The sequence below is a fragment of the Streptomyces sp. NPDC058198 genome, assembly GCF_042882605.1.
Lineage (GTDB): Bacteria > Actinomycetota > Actinomycetes > Streptomycetales > Streptomycetaceae > Streptomyces.
In genome coordinates this window covers 905,634-924,581 of sequence record NZ_JBHVVP010000001.1, presented here as the reverse complement: position 1 = coordinate 924,581, position 18,948 = coordinate 905,634, and the positions used below count along the sequence as shown (strand labels likewise).

Sequence of the window (18,948 nt, the reverse complement as noted above, 5' to 3'; positions counted from 1 at the left end):
ATGAGCACAGCGACCGCCCAGGGCGTCCGCCGGTGGTGGGACGCCGATGGCGGATGGTCGACGGCCGACGCCGCCGGGACGGTGCTGGTCATCGACTCCTGGCTCGTGGACGAGGGGCGGGTGCGGGGACTCGACCGGCACGCCGAACGCTTCGGTTCGGCCTGCGACCGGTTCTCCGAACCGGGAGCGGAACAGACGAACCGGTTCCTGCGGGCGGTCGCCGAGTCGTTGCCCGCCCGAGGCCGATGGTTTCCTCGCGTCGAACTCGTGAAGATCGGGTCGGGAACGCGGCTGCGGATGTGGCTGCGCCCCGCGCCACCGCGCACCGCGACCGTCGGGGTGTGGACCGCGGCGGGACCTGACCGTCGTCGACTGCCGGCCGTCAAGGGCGCCGACCTGGACCACCTGGCTTCCCTGCGCGCTGCCGCGGCCACGGCGGGAGCTGACGAGGCGCTGCTGGTCTCGACGGAAGGGCACGTGGTCGAAGGGGCGTCCACGAGCATCGTCTGGTGGCGGGGCGACATGCTGTGCGGGCCACCCCCCGGCCCCGGCCTGCTCCCCGGGATCACCCGCGCCCTGCTCGGCGAGCTCGCCGGTACGGCAGGGCACCAGGTCGTCACCGAGCAGGCCACCGCGCCGGATCTCGCCGGCGTGCCCGTCTGGACGCTGAACGCCCTGCACGGCATCCGGCCGGTCACCGAGGGGCTGGGCCGGTTCCAGGACACGGACGCCGCAGTGGCCGAGCGCTGGCAGTCGCGCCTGGCTGCGCTCGCCGTTCCGGCCGGCGCCTCCCTGATTCCTGTGGTGAACCCATGAAGGAGGTTTCCCGATGACCGCGGCACGTGAAGTGCCCGAGCACGAGCGTGACTTGCTGGTGCAGTTGACGCTCCGCTGGGGGAAGCGAGTGGCCGTCAAGAAGGACGAGCTCGACCTCGACGGTCACTTCGACGCGGCGCTGCCGGACTTCCCCGAACACCTCGTCCCGGTGCTGGGCCTGCCGGGTGCCGACCGGCTCGACCGGGACGCTCGCGAGCGCATCCTGTCCGCGGCGTGGATCGCCTACAACGCCAAGACCGCGGCCATCGAGGACGAGATCATCCTGCCGGCCTGCCGGTTGATGCTCCAGGAACGGATCCCCGTCCGCCGCGACGACGTCGCCGTCGACGCGCTGCACCAGACGATCATCGATGAGCACTATCACATCCTGATGTGCCACAACGCCGTCGGCGTCACCCGCAGGCGGCGCGACCTGGCGGACGTGCGGTTTGCGCCGGGCGTCTGGTCGGTCGTCCAGGGACTGGACGCGGTCCGCGCCGGGCTGTCCGGGTTCGACCGCGACATCGTCGACATCGCGTTCTCCCTGGCCGCCGAGACGACGATCAGCGGGTTCCTCTCCGCACTCGCCACCGCCCAGGAGATCCAGCCGATGAACCGGATCACCACTGATCTGCACCGGCGGGACGAGAGCGGGCACGCGGTGGTGTTCCGCGAGTTGTGCGGCTCGCTCTACCGGAACCTGGACGGCGCACAGCAGCGGACGTTCCGCGAAGCACTCGTCACCGGGCTGACCGCGTTCCGCTCCCCGGACCTGGACCCCTGGGTGACCGTGGCGGCCCAGGGCGGCTTCGAGATCGACACCGGTCAGCTGAGCGAGTGGGCCGCGTCCCGTCCCGTGCCCGCGCGGGACACCGGACCGTTGCAGCTGCTGCTCGACGATCTGGGCATCAGCCACGACCTCGTCGAGATGGTCCCGCTGACGGCCCCGCACCGTTGAGCCATGAGGAGCGGACGGAGATCATGTTGACCCTCACCGGCGAAGCCGCCGCGCACTGGCGGAGACTCGTTGCCCACCAGCGGCCGGAGTGGCCCAGCCTGGCTGAGCTCGGCGACGCGACGGATCACCTGGCGGCCTTGCTCCCGTTGGTCACGCCACAGGAGTGCGACACGCTCACTGCACGACTCGCCCAGGCGGCAGAGGGCAAGGCGTTCCTGCTGCAGGGTGGCGACTGCGCCGAACGTTTCGACCGCCTCTCGGCACAGGCGATTCACAGCAGACTGCGCCTCCTGCAGCAGATGGCCGTGATCCTGACGTACGCGTCGGCGGTGCCGGTGGTCAAGGTGGGCCGGATGGCCGGGCAGTACGCGAAGCCCCGATCCCGGCCGACCGAGACCCTCGACGGGCGCACGCTCCCGGTCTACCGGGGCGACGCGGTGAACGGCATCGGCTTCAGCCAGGCCGAACGCCGGCCGGACCCGGCCCGGCTACTTCGGATGTACGACGCTTCGCGCGACACCCTGGACGTCATGCGCGCATGCGCCCGTGGCGGCACCGACCTACGCCAACTGCACAAGGAGAACCAGGACTTCGTCTCACGCTCGCCTGCAGGTGAACGCTACGACGAACTCGCCAGTCGAATCGGCCAAGCACTGTCCCGCGAAGACCCGTGCGGCGGCGATCCGTTGCGCACCACGGAGTTGTTCGCCAGCCACGAGGGACTGCTGCTCGACTACGAGGCCGCGCTGACCCGCTACAACCCGCGTTCCGGCCGAAGGTATGCGAGCAGCGGCCACATGCTGTGGATCGGCGACCGCACCAGACAGCTCGACGGCGCCCACGTCGCCTACTTCGCGACCATCGACAACCCGATCGCGGTGAAGCTGGGCCCTGCCGCCACGCCCGAGCAGGCGATGGCCCTGATCGACCGCCTCGACCCCGACCGACGGCCGGGCCGGCTGACGTTCATCGTGCGCATGGGGGCGCACCGCGTGCAGTACTTGCTGCCGGAACTCGTGGAGAAGGTCACGGCTTCCGGCGCGCCGGTGGTGTGGGTGTGCGATCCGATGCACGGCAACACCTTCGAGGCGCCCAGCGGGCACAAGACCAGGCGGTTCGACGACATCCTCGCCGAGGTCGCAGGCTTCTTCGAGGTGCACAAGGCGCTCGGCACCCACGCCGGCGGACTGCACGTGGAGCTGACCAGCGAGGACGTGACCGAGTGCGTCGGCGGCGGCGCCGAACTGGGTTTCGACGACCTGCACCGCAGGTACGAGTCGGCGTGCGACCCGCGCCTCAACGGAGGCCAGGCGCTTGATCTGGCCTTCGTGGTCGCCGAGATGTTCAACCCAGGAGCAACCGGCGTCGTGGCGCCGGACGCAGCGGTGAATGCCGCGGCCCGGGGCGCACGTCACAGCGATTCTCCCGCCTCGTTCGACGCGTGAAACCAACAACATTTTCGAGGATGCACCCATGGATCAGGATTCCACCCCTCTGGAACTCGACTTCGCGTTCGTGCAGGACCCTTACTCGGTGTACGCGAAGCTCAGCACCGAAGGCTCGGCGCACCGGGTGAAGATGCCTCCCGGAGTCCCCGTGTGCGGCGGACTGCCGGTTTGGCTCATCACCGGATACGAGGCGGTGCGCTCCGCACTGGCGGATCCCCGGTTGAGCACCGATCTGAACAGGATGGACAGGCTGTTCGCGCAGAACGAGCCGGACAGCAACAGACGTGCCGGTTTCTCACCGGCCATTTCCAGCCACATGCTGAACGCCGACCCGCCGGACCACACCCGGATGCGCAAGCTCGTGAGCAAGGCCTTCACCAGCCGCGCTATCGAAGTGCTCCGGCCGGAGATCGAGCAGATCACCGGCGGGCTGATCGATGCCCTCTCGGACGACGACACGGTGGACTTGCTGGACGCCTTCGCGTTTCCGCTGCCGATCCGGGTGATCTGTCTGCTGCTGGGTGTGCCGATCGAGGAGCAGGAGAACTTCAAGTCCTGGTCCAAGGCGCTCGTCTCCGGCGACTCCCCCGAAGCGGCCGCCGCCGCCACGACCGAGGTGGTCGAGTACCTCGGCGAACTCATCGAGCGCAAACGCCGCGTGCCCACCGACGACGTGCTCGCCGCCTTGGTCTCGGCACACGACGTCGACAACCAGCTGACCGAGACCGAACTGGTCTCGACGGCCTACCTGCTGTTCATCGCGGGTTTCGAGACCACCCTCAACGCCCTGGGCAACGGCACGCTCCACCTGATGCGGAACCTGGACCAATGGGAGGCACTGCGCGAGGACCGTTCCCTCCTCCCCGGCGCGGTCGAGGAATTCCTGAGGCTGGAGAGCCCACTGAAGCACGCCTCCTTCCGGTGTGCGACGGAGTCCCTGACCATGGGTGACGTCGAGATCCCGGCCGGCGACTTCGTGCTGCTGGCGATTGCCTCCGCCAATCGTGATCCACAGCGCTTCGACGATCCGCATTCGCTGGACGTCCGCAGGCCCACTGACGGCGGCCATCTGGCCTTCGGACATGGCATCCACCACTGCCTCGGGGCGCCGCTGGCCAGGGTGGAGGTGCGGGTGGCGTTCGGCGCCCTGCTCGACGCGTTCCCCGCCATGAGGCTCGCGGCCGACCCTGAGGAACTGCGGTGGCGTAACAGCACGATCATTCGCGGGCTGCACTCACTGCCGGTACGGCTGAACCGCCGGACAGGACCTAGTGGCGCGTGAACGAAATTCCTTGAACGCCCGGGCATGACGTGTTCGAGGGTTTCGTCTGCGGTTCTGGTCCAGGTGAACGGCTGGCAGCGGTCAATTCGACTCTCAGAAAGGTGTGGCTGACCACATGCTCATATGCGGGATCAAGGCATCGCACGACGGCGGGGTTGCCGTCATCGAAGACGGTCGCCTTCTCTTCAGCTACGAGATCGAGAAGCTGAACAACGGCGAACGCTACAGCTCCCTCGGAGACCTGGAACGTGTGACTGAGATCCTTGCCGCGGAGGGTCTGTCACTCGCCGACGTCGATCAGTTCGTGGTCGACGGCTGGTACACGAAAGACGACGCGGGCCGGACCGCCGTCAAGGTGAACGCCGGTGGCCTGCCGGTACAGTTCCGGGTCGCACCGTATCTCGAGAGCCCCGGCGACGACGGGCCGCTGCAACGCCACACCTTCAGCGGCCATGGTTTCGACAACTACGCCGGCTACACCCACGTCGCCAACCACCTCATCGGCACGTACTGCTCAAGCCCGTTCGCCGCCAGGGGCGAAGACGCGTTCGTCGTGGTCTGGGACGGCCTCATCACGCCGCGCCTCTACCATGTGCGGGCCGCGACCCGTGCAGTGACCTTCGTCGAGGCCCTGTTGCCCGTCCTCGGAGGCAGCTTCGCGGCCTTCTGCTCGCGGTTCGAACCGTACTTGCTCAAGACCGACGACGTCACGTCGGACACGTACATCCGCCAACACCTCTCCGTCGCGGGGAAGGCCATGGCGTACGCGGCCAAAGGCCGGGTCGAGACCGGTGCCTTCGCCGTCTTCGACGACCTCATGGCCGAGTTCCGTGACCTCCCCTTCGACAAGGTGGGCGTGCTGGGCGACAAGGTCGCCGCGAACAGGGACGAGTTGATGCCGGGTCTGTCCAACGCGGACCTCATCGCCACCTATCAGGCCCACATCGGCCACAACCTGCTCGCGCGGCTCACCACGGCGGTGCGCAGCCGCTTCCCGGACGGCGGCCACAACCTGGTGCTCGGCGGCGGCTGCGCGCTCAACATCAAGTGGAACACCGAGATTCGGGCCAGCGAGGTCTTTCGGGAGGTCTTCGTCCCGCCCTTTCCCAACGACGCGGGGGCGGCGATCGGAACAGCGGCCTGCGAGATGTTCCGGCGCGGCCGGACGGCGCTGGAGTGGGATGTCTACAGCGGACCGCGGATCACTACCGGCACCCTTCCCGACGGGTGGCGGGCACAGCCCTGCGACGAGCGGCAGTTGGCCGCCCTCCTGCACACCGAGGGCGAACCGGTGGTCGTCCTTTCCGGCCGGGCGGAGCTGGGCCCGCGCGCTCTGGGCAACCGGAGCATCCTGGCGCCCGCGACCGACACCCGGATGAAGGACCGGCTCAACGACATCAAGAACCGAGCCCCGTACCGGCCCGTCGCGCCCATCTGCCTGGAGGACCGTGCGTCGGAGGTCTTCGCCCCCGGCACGCCCGACCCCTACATGATCTTCGAGCACCGCATGCGGCCCGGCTGGGCCGAACGCGTCCCGGCGGTCGTTCACCTGGACGGTACCGCTCGGCTCCAGACCATCGCGTCGACTCAGGACACCGACACCGCTCGTATCCTCACCGCCTACGCGGAAATCAGCGGAGTACCCGTGTTGTGCAACACGAGCGCGAACCTCGAGGGACGGGGTTTCTTCCCCGACGTCGAGTCAGCTGCCCGTTGGGGCGGGACTCGTTACATCTGGTCCGAGGGGACGCTTTATACGAACCCCCGAGTGGGGTGACGTTCTCTTGCCGGTCCGTGCACAGGCCCGGCTGAGAATCGGCACCTGGATCACCGGGTTCCGCAACACCCGCTGATTACGCGGCACCTGTAAAATGTCGCGCCCTGGAGAGACGGCCCCCCGACTCCCGGCGAGGGGAATCGCAGGCCGCCGGTCCGGACAAGTCCGCCACCTATACGACGCGGAGATCACCGTGCGACTCGCGCAAGTAATGGCACATGCCTTTGAGCGCTATCAGGACCGGCCCGCCGTCGGTGAGCGTGCGAGGGAGTTCGTGCGGGACGCCCGGACCGGGCGCGTGTCGGCCCGTCTGCTGCCGCGCTACGAAATGACCACCTACCGGCAGTTGTGGAGCCGTATCGGCGCAGTGGCGAGCGAATGGCATCACCACTCGCAGCGCCCTCTCGTCGCGGGCGACCGTGTCGCCCTCCTCGGCTTCACGAGCCGGGACTACGCGACACTGGATCTGGCGTGCGGCTATCTGGGCGCCGTCAACGTTCCGTTGCAGATCAGTGCGCCGACCGAGAATCTGACGTCCATCATGGCGGAGACCGAGCCGGTTCTGGTCGCCGCGAGCATCGAGCGACTGGGCACCGCGACCGAGCTGTCCCTGCGCACTCCCTCGGTCCGGCGGCTGGTCGTGTTCGACTATCATCCGCGCGCCGAGGACCAGGCGGAGCGATTTGCCGCCGCCCGCGACAGCCTGGCCGAGGCTGGACGGGACGTGGAGGTCGTCGCCCTGTCGGCGGTTCTCGACCGCGGCGCCGGCCTGCCCGACGCTCCGCCGTACATCCCGGGCGACGACGAGGATCCCCTCGCGATGCTCGTCTACACCTCGGGGAGTACGGGAACGCCGAAGGGCGCGATGTACACCGAGCGGCTCGCCAGGGTGATGTGGGAGGACAGGGCGAAGCGGGCCGACACGGACATGGTCGCCATCAACTACATGCCGCTGAGCCATGCCGCCGGCCACTTCTTGCTGACGAACGCACTGGCCCGCGGAGGCTCCAGCTGCTTCACCGCCAGCAGCGACCTGTCGACATTCTTCGAGGACACCGCTCTCGTACGGCCCACCGAGCTGTTCCTCGTGCCCCGTCTGTGCGAGATGCTCCACCAGCTCTACCAGAGCGAGCTGGACCGGCGGACCTCCACGGGCACCGACCCGGAGCGGGCCGCGACCGAGGTGCTCAAGCAACTCCGCGAGGACGTCCTCGGAGGGCGCGTCGGCGTGGCCGGAACCGGCTCCGCGCCGTTGTCCGCCGCACTGACCGAGTTCACCGAGGCCCTTCTCGGCGTTCCCCTGCACAACGGGTACGGCTCCACGGAGGTCATGGGCATCGCCGCCGACGGCGTGTTGCAGAGCCCGCCGGTGATCGACTACAAGCTGGCCGACGTGCCCGAGCTGGGCTACTTCCGCACCGACGCCCCCCACCCGCGCGGCGAGCTCCTGCTGAAAGCCGACGGCATCCCCGGCTACTACAAGCATCCCGAGCTGACGGCGGATCTCTTCGACGAGGACGGCTACTACCGGACCGGCGACATCGTCGCGGAGCTCGGTCCACGCCGTATCGCCGTGGTGGACCGCCGCAAGAGTGTCCTGAAGCTGTCCCAGGGCGAGTTCGTGTCGATCGCCAGGCTGGAATCGATATTCGCCGCCTGCCCGTTGGTGCGGCAGATCTTCCTCTACGGCAACAGCGAGCGCTCCTACCTGCTCGCTGTCGTCGTGCCCACCCCCGATGCCCTGCGGCGGTACGGGGACGACCGGGTACGTCTCGAACAGCCGCTGAGCGAATCGCTCCAGCGGATCGCGAAGGACACGGGCCTCAATTCGTACGAGATCCCCAGGGGTCTGCTGCTCGAGGCCGAGCCGTTCAGCCAGGCCAACGGCCTGCTGTCGGACCAGGGAAAGTTGTTGTGGCCCAAGCTCGTGGAGCGTTACGGCGAGCGACTGGAGCATCTGTACGCCGAGATATCGGCCCACGAGACCCAGGAGCTGCTCGAACTGCGCCGCACGGGCGGCGACCGGCCGGTGCTGGAGACGGTCCAGCTGGCCGCGCGAGCGCTGCTGGTGGGCTCGGCGACAGAGGTGAGTCCCTCCGCGCACTTCCGGGACCTCGGCGGCGACTCGCTGTCCGCGGTGTCACTGTCGAACCTGTTGCACGACACCTTCGGTGTCCGGGTACCGGTCGACGTCATCATCAGCCCCGCGCACGACCTGCGGCAGTTGGCCGCCTACGTCGAGGCCAAGCGCACGGCCACCGTGACGCGACCCACCTTCGCGTCGGTGCATGGCGAGGACGCCGGCGAGACGCACGCCAAGGACCTCGTCCTGGGCCGCTTCATCGATGCGGCGACTCTCGACGGCGCCCGCCACCTCCCGCGCCCCGCCGGGGAGCCACGCCGCGTTCTGCTGACCGGCGCGAGCGGATACCTGGGGCGCTTCCTCACCCTCGAGTGGCTCCATCGGCTGGCCCCGGCCGACGGCAAGCTGATCGTCGTGGTCCGCGGCAAGGACCCGGACGCCGCCGGACAGCGACTGGCCGATGCCTTCGGCAGCGACGACTCCGAACTGACCCGCACTTATCGGGAGTTGGCCGCAGAACACCTGGAAGTGCTGGCAGGAGACATCGCCGAGCCGAGGCTGGGCCTGGACGACGCGACATGGGAACGGCTGACCGGTGAGGTGGACCTGATCGTCCACGCGGGCGCCCTGGTGAACCACGTGCTGCCTTACCGCCACCTGTTCGACGCCAACGTCCTCGGAACCGCGGAGCTCATCCGGCTGTCCCTGACCAAACGGCTCAAGCCGTTCACGTACATCTCCAGCGTGGCCGTGTCCAGATCCCGGAGGGGACAGCCTCTCGACGAGGACACCGACGTGCGCGCCGCGCTGCCGGTCCAGCCTGTCGACGACGGGTACGCCGGCGGGTACACGACGAGCAAGTGGGCAGGGGAGGTGCTGCTGCGGGAGGCGCACGACCTGTGCGACCTGCCGGTGACGGTGTTCCGCTCCAACATGATCCTCGCGCACAGCCGGTACACCGGGCAGCTGAACGTGCACGACATGTTCAGCCGACTGCTGTTCAGCCTCCTCGCGACGGGCGTGGCCCCGAACTCCTTCTACCGGACCGACAGCGGCGAGGGGCCGCGGGCCCACTACGACGGCCTGCCCGTCGACTTCACCACGGCATCGGTCGTCACGCTGGGACGGAGCACCTCCGGGTACCGGACCTTCAGCCTGGTGAACCCGCACGATGACGGCATCTCACTCGACACGTTCGTGGAGTGGCTCATCGAGGACGGCCACGGTATCGAGCGGATCGCGGGCTACGGTGACTGGCTCGTCCGCATCGAAGCCGCCCTGCGCAACCTCCCCGAGGCACAGCGCCAGTACTCCGTCCTTCCCTTGCTGCAAGGCCTCCAGGAACCGGGAGAGGCTGTGCCCGGTTCGGACGTCCCGTCGGTCCGCTTCCGGGAGGCCGTCCAGGAGGCCGGCATCGGACCGGATCGGGATGTGCCGCGCCTGTCCCCAACTCTCATCCGCAAGTACGTGACGGACCTGCGGCGCCTGATGACCGCCTGACCACGCTGTATCTGGCGAAATCTCCGGTCGAGTCTCCCGGTCCAGGTGTGGTCGGCCAGAACCTCTCCACCCAGAGCCGGTGTGCCGGACCGGGGACAACTCGTCGGGGGGCAGCCCACCACGATCCATGATCAAGTTCATCCGCGGTATCCGTACGCCGCAGGATGGTGTCGAACAGGGCGGGGAACTTCCCGTCGCGGTCACGGATCATGAACCGGGCTCGGCAGCCGGCGCCTTCGAGGTCCATGACGAGGTTCTTCGCGGCTTGCGTCACCCATGTGGCGGTCGGGTGTGCGGTGGCGCCGAGGATCCGGATCCGGCGGCCGGCGTGTTCGATTACCGCGAACACATGCAGCCGCGCCCCGGACAGGGTGACCGTCTCCAGGAAGTCGCCTGCCGGCAGGGCGTCGGCTTGGGAGAGAAGGAAGTCCGTCCAGGTACTGGAGGCCCGTTCGGGCGCCGGGTCGATTCCGGTCTCCTTGAGGATCTCCCAGACGGTGGAGGCGGCCACCTTGATCCCGAGGCCGAGGAGTTCGCCGTGGATGCGGCGGTATCCCCAGCTGGGGTTCTCCCGCGCGAGGCGCAGGACCAGGGCGCGGATGGAACGCACGGTCCGCGGCCGTCCCGGGCGCTTCGGCCGAGATGTGGCGGCGTGGCGGCGTGCGACCAGGTCCCGGTGCCGGCGGAGCACCGTGTCCGGCCGGACCACCAACCGCACCCTGCGCAGCGCCTCCACCGGGAGTCGGTGGAGCAACGCCGCCAGGAACGCACGGTCGCTCGGGGTGAACCGCACTCCGCCGTTGCCGAGTTGGCGTTCCAGCACCGTGATCAGATGGCGCAGGGCGAGGATTTCCGCGTCCTTGTCCCGGTCGCTCATCGGCAGGGGAAGGGCTCGCCCAGGTGGGCGGCTGCCGTCCGCCAGGCGATGGTCACCGCGGCCCGGGCCCTTGCCGTGCGCACCTCGCGCCCGCCGGTCAGCAGCAGCGGCGCACCCACGTGAACATGCAGGTCCGGGCGACGCACCGGTGCGGTGGTCAAACCCGCAAGCTGTTTGGTGACGCTTCCCGAGGTGACGCGACGGGCGCCGGCCTGGCCCACGGGGACGACGGGGGCGCCGGTGCGCTCGGCGAGACGGGCGAGGCCGCTGCGGAAGATCCCGGGCGCGGCCTCAGCGGCGTCCTTGCGGCGGGGCAGGCCGCCCTCGGCGTAGATGAGGACCATCCGCCCCTGCCCAAGGGCTTCCGCGGCGGTGTCGAGTGAGGCCGCGGCCCGCCGGTCCCCGCGGAATACTGGAATGTGCCCCCCGCCGGCGAGTGCGCGGCCAAGGAGCGGGACACGCCACAGGCCGGCGGCCGCCATGATGACCGGCTCGGCGCCGAGCCGGCGCAGAGCGGCGAGCACGATAGCCGGGTCCGCCAGTGAAGTGTGGTTCGCGGCGATGATGCTGCCCGGTGTGAGTGCGGTGTCGGCGTCGGTGGTCACCGACAGGCGGCCGACGGCGGGCACCAGGATGTCGGCGATGCGGCTGAGCATGAGCGGTCTCCCGGTCTCGACGGTGGTGATCTTCATCATCGGTGGCGGTCTCCGCTGATGCGTGAGTCGTCGTACTCATCTTCACGCCTGCCGTTACCGGCGCCGGTGCGGACGCCCGGGTGATCATCGACGGGCGGCGCGCAGAACCTCCGTCGCAGGCTGGGACCGTCGACATCGCGCTCTACCGGGCCGCCGACATCGACGCGCTGCCGGTCACCCGTACAGAGATCAACTGCAAGCGGCTGCGCGCGGTGGCGAAAGGCCGGTGCTCTCCGCTCACTGCTCTTCAGCCCGCCCCGGCCTGACCCCGCGTTGCACGAGTGGGGCCTTCCGAACCAGCCCCCTGACCGCGTGGAGGAAACCCGCGAAGCCGCACCAGCCGCACGCTGTTCTCACCGAAGCGACCGGAACGACTCCGGGTCGGGGTGGACATAGGTCCGCTTCGTGAACGACAGGTTGTGGCTCTGTGCTGCTGAAGAAGCGCGGCAGCGTCGCGGCGTACGGTGGCAGCGTGGCAAACGAAGACCTGGGGAAGACTCTGCGCCGCTTGCGCCGTCTGGCCTCCCTGACACAAGAAGAGCTGGCCGAGCGCTCCAGCGTGTCCGTCGATGTGATCCGCCAGCTCGAACAGGGGCGGAAGCACTCAGCACGCCTCCCCACACTGCACGCGCTGGCCAACGGTCTCGGTGTCGAGTTGACCACGCTTCTCGGTGACCCGCCCGCCGTCTCCACGGGCGAGACCGACGGCCCGCGCTTCGTGGCCGTCCGCAGGGCCGTCATGCCCGTGCTCTGGGGGCCGGAGCCTGAGCCGCCAGGCTCTGACTTCTCGCTGGACCGTCTCCGCGAGCAGATCGCGGACGGCTGGACGCGGTACCACGCCGCCGAGTTCGACATGGTGATGAAGGCGCTGCCGGACTTGCTCTCGGATGCGCGCACCGCCACGGCCTCGGGCAACGAGGACGACCGAGGGGCCGGTTTCGCGGCCCTGGGCAAGGCGCTTCAGCTCGCCGGACATGTCGCCGTGCGGATGGGCAAGACGGACCTTGCCTTGACGAGCCTGGAGCGCGCCATGGACGCTGCGGGGCGGTCGTCCGACCCGCTGCTTCTGTCGATGATCGTCAACTCCATTGCGTGGACCTATCAGAGACAGGGACGCCTGGAGGATGCGCTGAGTATCGCCCTCCGTGCCGCTGACGACATGGTGAACGCGGGCCGCGACGAGACAGCCGACGGCCTGAAGGTGTGGGGCGCACTGACTATGAGCGCCGCTACGTCGGCCGCGCGGAGCGGCGACTACGAGCGCGCGGCGGCGATGATGGAGACGGCGGAGACGGAAGCCGCACGAGTCGCGAAGCTCCCCGACAGTGGCGACAACCGTATGGTCAGCGTCTTCAGCCCGTCGTCGGTCCGTATCGAACGTGTCCGTCTCGCCGTTCAGTACGGGCACCCGGAAGACGCCTTGGCACTGGCCAAGGGGATGCGGTTGAGCAAGGACACCCCGCCGTCTTGGCGGACGTGGCTGCTGCTGGACGTGGCCCGAGCCCACACAGACATCGGGGACGCGGCCGGGGCGGTGAAGACCCTGGAGTCTCTGCGCCGGGTGGCGCCGACGTGGATGCAGCACCACACGCTGGCCGTGGCCATCGTGCGTGACCTGTGGGCGCTCCCCAACCACCCACCGGGGCTACGGCCGTTGGCGGAGTTCCTGGGGGTCAGCGAATAGCGTGGAGAAAGTGGGACGTTGCGCCCCTGTCAACGTTCCTGGCATGTCGCTTACATGAGCGGACAGCGCCCCGGCGGCCGTGCGACCGGCCCCGGGGCTCGGCCGATCTGAGAGAGCAGACCGACATGCCGCAACCTACAACGCGGGCCCGCCGGACCGGGCACCCCGGCTACAGCGAGACCCTGCCGCGCGAACCCGAGAGCGCCGCCACCGCGCGGCGCCTCACAGACGCCGCCATTTCCTGCTGGGGCTTGGAAGAGTTGGCCGAGGACGCCGCCTTGATCGTCTCCGAGCTGGTGGCCAACGCCGTGCGGCACGCCCGACGGGAATCCATCCGCGTGGTGGTGGAGCGCACCGCCGTGCGGACGGTACGCGTGGCCGTCGCGGACTTCTCACAGGCGCGGCCCGAAGTGCGCGAGGCGGGCGACGGTGACGAGGACGGGCGCGGCCTGTTCCTGGTGGCGGCGCTGGCGGCCGACTGGGGCACGGATGAGCGGCGCTGGGGCAAGATCGTGTGGGCGGACCTGGAGGGACGCGGGTGACCACTGGAGAGTCCCCCACCCGCAGCATTGCCCGAGCCCACCTGTCGCAAATAATCGAGATGTTCGGCACAGACGGCTGCCTGCGGATCAGCACGGTCCATGAACCCGACACGACCGGTAGGGCCCCGGCTCTCGCCTCCGACAGCGGGGCGCCGGAGGACGACGAGCAGACCTGACTACGACTGATTGACTGTGCGCGTGACCGAGATGATCAACCTTCCGGATCCCGAGGCTGATTGGGCGTCTGCGACGTCCTTTCAAGGCGGCGGAGGCAATCCGGCGTGGCAGTGCTCGATGTTTCACGCCGCGACCGAACCGCTGGTCTCGCTGGCGCTGCTCTCCGTGGATCTGGACGCGGTGGCTTGGCGGCTGAGGCTGACGATCGAGGAGTCGTGGGACGGGCACGGAGCCGTGCGTGCCGCGTTCTTCACGCTCGGCGGAACGGACTTCGTCGTCACCCATCACGAGGGTGATCCGTTGGGAACGTGTGTCTGGGTCAGGAAGTCCGGACCTGTCGATCCGGCCGAGCGCATGGCCGTTCTCTTGACGGCGCTTGGCGTCGGAGCAGAGGCGGTGTCGTACTCCACCTGGGGCATCGGCACCGACCGCTCCCAGCTGCCGGCTGCCTGGCGCCGGGGCAGGAGCAAGCCGGTCGAGTCGCACCAGAGGTTCTGGGAGAACTTCAGGAAGCGGCCGGGCCTCTACGTCGGTCGCATCACCTACGACGCGGTGACGGCTTACCTCAACGGTTACGACCATGCCGTCGGCGGAGCAGTGCTGAACGGATTCCGGCAGTGGCTCGCGGACACATACCGGGTCGGCCAGAACCTCGTCTGGTCCGCGCAGGTCGTGCAGGTCGTCTTTCCCGAGGGCGGCCGTCCGGCCGAGCCGTGGTCCGAAGACGAACACCAACACGCTGTCGCAGGGCTCTTCACCTTGCTTGAGGAGTTCTTCCAGCACCTCGCCGCCCGCGACGATGCGCCATCGCCCACCGACTGACGCGCCCAAGCCCGACCGGACAGGGCCTGGCGGTCGGCCTGCTGGCCAGGTGACGGCAGGCCTTACGATCTGCCCATGATTGACACCCCGAAGCATTGGACCGTGCGCCATTTTTCGCAGGCCAACCCCGCTGGCCCGGGCTGCGATAGTGTTCCGGCCCTCTTGCGACGGCTGGCCGATGCCATTGAAGTGCTGGGCCCTGTTGAGATCCAGGACGTGGTGATCGAGTCAGAGATGACCGAGCACGGTCCCTGGCGGTCGGGGACCGTCTACTTCCATCTGCCGGAAGACGGATAAGAGCCGATCCTGGCGCTCACGAGCGGAGCCAGAGGGCCTGCCCGGCCCGAGCTTCGGGACACGGATCTTCTCCAGGACCGGGGTGAACTGCGTGCGGTCCGCCCGCTGTCCCGGTGTGACGATCAAGGACAGGGGGCGTCAGCGGCCGTCCGCGCTCAGGTGAAGCTTGGTGGTGAACCCGCCCCGCGAGCGGCCCAGGCCCTCACCTCCCGCACCACCTCCACCAGGCGGGCGACCAGGCTCTGACACGGTGCCTCGCCCTGATGTTCCTGCGGTTCGGCCCCCTTTCCCGTCGTCGGGCGCGGAGGATGATGTGCAATGTCAGTATGGAAGAAGATCTTTACCAGGGCGGCTTTGTGGGCAGCTGCGGCGACCGTGCTGGTTTACCTCGGCGGGCTGTGGCTGACGTCCTCCCTGAGTGACGCCACCAAGATCGACCGCTGCCTGCTCAAGGTGGGGTTCGGGAACGGTCCTTCCTCCTCAGCGCCGGTCGACCTCTCTACGACCTATTTTCCGGTCGGCTCCGCATGCGACTGGGCGGGGTACGGGCGCGTAGAGGTGACGACACCTGGGATCACTCCACTGGCTTCCGGGCTCCTGGCCCTCACGACGGTTACGGCGGGCGCGGCCGTATGTCTCCGGGTGTCCTCTCAGCGCCGGCGGCCTTCTGCCAAGACGCCTGCGGGCACGTCGCGTACGTAGGTGAGACAGCCGGATCCCGTGCTCCGGACGATCCAAGGTCGTCATCGGCTATGCGCTCGTGCTGGTGGCGCTGTTCACCGCTGTTGTCGTGGGGGCTCTTCATGTCTCCCGGGACGCGTCGCACGGGGGCGTACGCGTGCTGGTACCCCGACCCGTGCCGTGGCCGGTGGTGGCCATCCCGGGGTACGGAGTGACCGTGGGAGCGGTCGCCTACCTCATCGAGGCCCTCGCCGGCTGAGCCCGATTCCCCCTGGCGCCGGACGTTTAGCGCAGGCGGGGAGATTGTCACCCGGGTGGCGGTTCCCATTCACCCGCGTGCTCTCAACGCGCGCCGTGCCGTCGCGGGGCGATGACGCTGAGGCCAGCCCATCCGCCGTTCGAAGGAGAAGCAGATGGCCGTGTCGTCCACTCCCGCCCCGCGGATACGTCCGCGTCGCAGGTATACGCTCGCCGCCGTCCTTACCGCCACGGCGTTCGCCACCACCGTTCCCGCCACGAGTGCCCGGGCCGCCGTCCCCGAGGGCGGTGGTGTTGACGCCAAGCCGACGGTGGTGCTGATCCACGGCGCCTGGGCCGACGCTTCGAGCTGGAGCGGTGAGGTGAGGATCCTCAGCAGCCAGGGGTACACCGTGCGCGCCATCGCCAACCCGCTGGAGAACCTCACCACCGACGCGGAGACCGTGGCCGACTTCGTCAAGAGCATCGCCGGCCCCGTCGTGCTGGTCGGCCACTCGTACGGTGGCTCGGTCATCACGAACGCCGCCGCGCAGACGGACAACGTGAAGGCGCTCGTGTACGTCGACGCCGCCGCGCCGGCGGTGGGTGAGACCACCGGATCGCTCAGCGGCGCGACATCAGCGCTCAACGCCCCCGCGAACACGCTGTTCGACAGCGTCCCGTACGCGAACGCCCCGGAGGGCGTGACGAACCTGTACTTGAAGAAGGACATCTTCCTCAAGAAGTTCGCCCAGGACCTTCCGGTCCAGCAGGCCGCCGACCTCTGGGCCTCGCAGCGCGCCGCGTCCATGGCCGTGTTCGACACTCCGTCCGCGTACGCGGCGTGGAAGACGATCCCCTCGTGGTACTTCATCAGCACCGGCGACCAGATCATCACGCCGGAGTCCGAGCTGATGATGGCGCGTCGGGCCGGCTCGAAGATCACCACCTTCAAGGGCGGTTCGCACCTGACGCTCATCTCCCATCCGGCGGCCGTCGCCAAGGTCATTGACGCGGCCATCGACGCGGTCAGCTGACGGCTCGTCGCCAACCCTTCCCCCGGTGCGGCGTCGGCCCACCGGGGGAAGGGTTGCGAGCTGCGGTTGGGCCGGACGGTCGGACTGCGCTGGGCGCTGCTCAGGCTGGTGTCACGCGGCGTGCGCGTGATCGGTGAGCATCTCATGGACAACGTGTCGTGCGATGGCTGCCATGACCGGGTTCGTGTCCCGGTAGTAACGCAGTTCGTCGAGCGCGATCGACAGCGCCCGCTGCCGATCGACGTCACCAGCGACGAGTCGGTCCGGACGGCGGTGGAGCTGGTCCGCGAGGAGGCGGGGCTGCTGGACGTTCTGGTCAACAATGCCGGCATCGTGACCAACGAGGCCGGCGTCGCCGATGGCTCGAAGCCGATCAGCGAGGTCACCGCCGCCGACCTGGAGACCATCTACGCCACCAATGTCTTCGGCATCGTGCGGGTCACCCACGCCTTCCTGCCGCTGCTGTCCGCCGCCGACCACCCCGTGGTGGTGAACGTCAGCAGCGGTCTGGGCTCGCTGGCCCGCGTCACCGATCCCCAGCGGTTCGAAGCGGCGCGGTTCCCGGCCTACGGCTCCTCCAAGAGCGCGGTCAACATGCTCACCGTCCAGTACGCCGAGGCGCTCCCCGAGTTCAAGATCAACGCTGCCGACCCCGGGTACACCGCCACCGACCTCAATGACCACAGGGGTACCAAGACGGTCCAGGAGGGCGCCGACATCATCGTGCGCCTGGCCACGATCGGCGCCGACGGTCCGACGGGTGGCTACTTCGCCGCCGACGGCCCGGTCCCGTGGTGACCCCGGTACGGCTCTGACCGGTGTCGAGGGGCAACGCCCCATGATCGCCGCCAAGTTGCTGTGGGAGACTGCGCTGACAGGGCGGTGGCCGGGTGGTAAACCTCGTCCCGGTGGTACACCGCGTCCCGGCCGCGCGAGTCCACGGCCAGGGCAGGTGGCCGGCCGACGGCCGCCCCTCGGTTCTCGCCTGTCTTTTTCTCGTCTACCTCTTGTGAACGGAGCTCGTCATGACGGCCGGTACAGCCAAGCCCCAGATCGACACCAGCAGGCCGCATCCGGCGCGCGTCTACGACTGGCTTCTGGGCGGGAAGGACAACTACCGCGTCGACCAGGAGGTGGGGGAGCAGCTTCCGGCCATGGCGAAGGACGCGGCGCGGCAGAACCGTGAGTTCATGCGCCGCGCGGCGGCCTGGCTGGCCGGCGACGGCATCGACCAGTTCCTCGACATCGGTACGGGCATCCCCACGCAGCCGAACCTGCACCAGATCGTCCAGGAGGTCGTGCCGACGGCGCGGGTCGTCTACACGGACAACGATCCCATCGTCCTGCGTCACGCGGAGGCCCTGCTGATCAGCAGGCCCGAGGGCGTCACGGACTACATCCAGGCAGACGTGCGGGAGCCGGAAGCGATCCTCGACCACGCCCGTGGCGTCCTGGACTTCGACCGGCCGATCGCGCTCTCGCTGATCGCGCTCATGCACTTCATTTCCGACGACCAGGACCCGTACAGCATCGTGCGTACGCTGGTGGACGCCCTGCCCGCCGGCAGCTACCTGGTCCTGTCGCACGCGGCATCCGACCTCTATCCGGAGATGGCGGAGCGGGTCACCGCCGAGTACGCGAAGGGCGGCATCCGGCTGGGCTTCCGTGCCCGCGCCGGGGTCAGCCGCTTCTTCGACGGGCTCGACCTCGTCGAGCCGGGACTGGTGACGGCGCCGGAGTGGTTCAAGGGCACGTCCGCCCCGGAGGCCGAGGGCAGCGGCATCTACGCCGGAGTGGCCCGCGTCGGCGGCTGACGCCCCACCCGTCCACGCCCCTCCTACCTGTCGGTCGTACCTGTCCGTCTTGAGGTCGCGCACGTAACCGCTCGACCCGCACCCGCTCCACCACGTACCCACTCCCACCAGGGCCCCGGCTGTCACACAGCCGGGGCCCTGTGCTGTGTGATGGGGAACTTTGCGCGCAGTGGGCCTAATGGCGGGAAATCTACCTAGTATGTCGATCTATCGGCTGATGG

Annotated in this window: 17 protein-coding genes; 15 read left to right on the top strand and 2 right to left on the bottom strand. The window is 68.8% G+C overall.

What is annotated here, in order from left to right:
• The 6 genes from ACFVWW_RS04120 (at position 1) to car (ending at position 9,864) form a co-directional block, all read left to right on the top strand.
• Entirely contained in the window at positions 1-816 is an 816-nt protein-coding gene (locus ACFVWW_RS04120; protein WP_386875799.1) for an aminotransferase class IV, read from the top strand.
• Between the two features lie 13 nt (positions 817-829).
• Entirely contained in the window at positions 830-1,774 is a 945-nt protein-coding gene (locus ACFVWW_RS04115; protein WP_384184383.1) for a diiron oxygenase, read from the top strand.
• Positions 1,775-1,797: 23 nt separating this feature from the next.
• Positions 1,798-3,219 (top strand): class II 3-deoxy-7-phosphoheptulonate synthase, encoded by a 1,422-nt coding sequence (locus ACFVWW_RS04110; protein ID WP_386875797.1) that lies wholly within the window; start codon positions 1,798-1,800, stop codon positions 3,217-3,219.
• 28 nt (positions 3,220-3,247) lie between these two features.
• On the top strand, positions 3,248-4,504 hold the full coding sequence (locus tag ACFVWW_RS04105; RefSeq protein ID WP_384336064.1) for a cytochrome P450: 1,257 nt from the start codon (positions 3,248-3,250) through the stop codon (positions 4,502-4,504).
• A 115-nt stretch (positions 4,505-4,619) separates the two neighbouring features.
• Positions 4,620-6,281 (top strand): carbamoyltransferase N-terminal domain-containing protein, encoded by a 1,662-nt coding sequence (locus tag ACFVWW_RS04100; protein ID WP_386875795.1) that lies wholly within the window; start codon positions 4,620-4,622, stop codon positions 6,279-6,281.
• Between the two features lie 211 nt (positions 6,282-6,492).
• A complete protein-coding gene (gene car / locus ACFVWW_RS04095; protein WP_386875793.1) occupies positions 6,493-9,864 on the top strand; it encodes a carboxylic acid reductase in 3,372 nt (1,123 codons plus the stop codon).
• Here the strand turns inward: car and ACFVWW_RS04090 are convergent.
• Positions 9,818-10,741, bottom strand: a complete 924-nt coding sequence (locus tag ACFVWW_RS04090; RefSeq protein ID WP_386875791.1) for a helix-turn-helix domain-containing protein — start codon at positions 10,739-10,741, stop codon at positions 9,818-9,820. The genes car and ACFVWW_RS04090 overlap by 47 nt on opposite strands.
• Positions 10,738-11,397 (bottom strand): lysophospholipid acyltransferase family protein, encoded by a 660-nt coding sequence (locus tag ACFVWW_RS04085; protein ID WP_384184371.1) that lies wholly within the window; start codon positions 11,395-11,397, stop codon positions 10,738-10,740. The genes ACFVWW_RS04090 and ACFVWW_RS04085 overlap by 4 nt, the downstream gene beginning before the upstream one ends.
• Before the next feature lie 119 nt (positions 11,398-11,516).
• Here ACFVWW_RS04085 and ACFVWW_RS04080 point away from each other — a divergent pair, with 119 nt between their 5' ends.
• The 9 genes from ACFVWW_RS04080 to ACFVWW_RS04040 all read left to right on the top strand — a co-directional run bounded on the left by ACFVWW_RS04080 (position 11,517) and on the right by ACFVWW_RS04040 (position 18,727).
• Positions 11,517-11,702 (top strand): hypothetical protein, encoded by a 186-nt coding sequence (locus ACFVWW_RS04080; RefSeq protein ID WP_386875789.1) that lies wholly within the window; start codon positions 11,517-11,519, stop codon positions 11,700-11,702.
• Positions 11,703-11,908: 206 nt separating this feature from the next.
• Entirely contained in the window at positions 11,909-13,120 is a 1,212-nt protein-coding gene (locus ACFVWW_RS04075; RefSeq protein ID WP_384336070.1) for a helix-turn-helix domain-containing protein, read from the top strand.
• A gap of 125 nt (positions 13,121-13,245) precedes the next feature.
• Positions 13,246-13,662, top strand: coding sequence for an ATP-binding protein (locus tag ACFVWW_RS04070; RefSeq protein ID WP_384336072.1), 417 nt, complete (start codon positions 13,246-13,248; stop codon positions 13,660-13,662).
• A gap of 294 nt (positions 13,663-13,956) precedes the next feature.
• Positions 13,957-14,661, top strand: a complete 705-nt coding sequence (locus ACFVWW_RS04065) for a hypothetical protein (protein WP_386875787.1) — start codon at positions 13,957-13,959, stop codon at positions 14,659-14,661.
• Positions 14,662-14,736: 75 nt separating this feature from the next.
• Positions 14,737-14,958, top strand: a complete 222-nt coding sequence (locus ACFVWW_RS04060; protein WP_384184360.1) for a hypothetical protein — start codon at positions 14,737-14,739, stop codon at positions 14,956-14,958.
• 766 nt (positions 14,959-15,724) lie between these two features.
• Positions 15,725-15,898, top strand: coding sequence for a hypothetical protein (locus ACFVWW_RS04055; RefSeq protein WP_386875785.1), 174 nt, complete (start codon positions 15,725-15,727; stop codon positions 15,896-15,898).
• Between the two features lie 154 nt (positions 15,899-16,052).
• Complete coding sequence (locus ACFVWW_RS04050) at positions 16,053-16,913, top strand: alpha/beta fold hydrolase (RefSeq protein ID WP_386875783.1); 861 nt, start codon at positions 16,053-16,055, stop codon at positions 16,911-16,913.
• A gap of 66 nt (positions 16,914-16,979) precedes the next feature.
• Positions 16,980-17,711 (top strand): SDR family NAD(P)-dependent oxidoreductase, encoded by a 732-nt coding sequence (locus ACFVWW_RS04045; RefSeq protein WP_386875781.1) that lies wholly within the window; start codon positions 16,980-16,982, stop codon positions 17,709-17,711.
• 227 nt (positions 17,712-17,938) lie between these two features.
• Positions 17,939-18,727, top strand: coding sequence for an SAM-dependent methyltransferase (locus ACFVWW_RS04040; protein ID WP_384184346.1), 789 nt, complete (start codon positions 17,939-17,941; stop codon positions 18,725-18,727).
• Positions 18,728-18,948 lie beyond the last annotated feature (221 nt).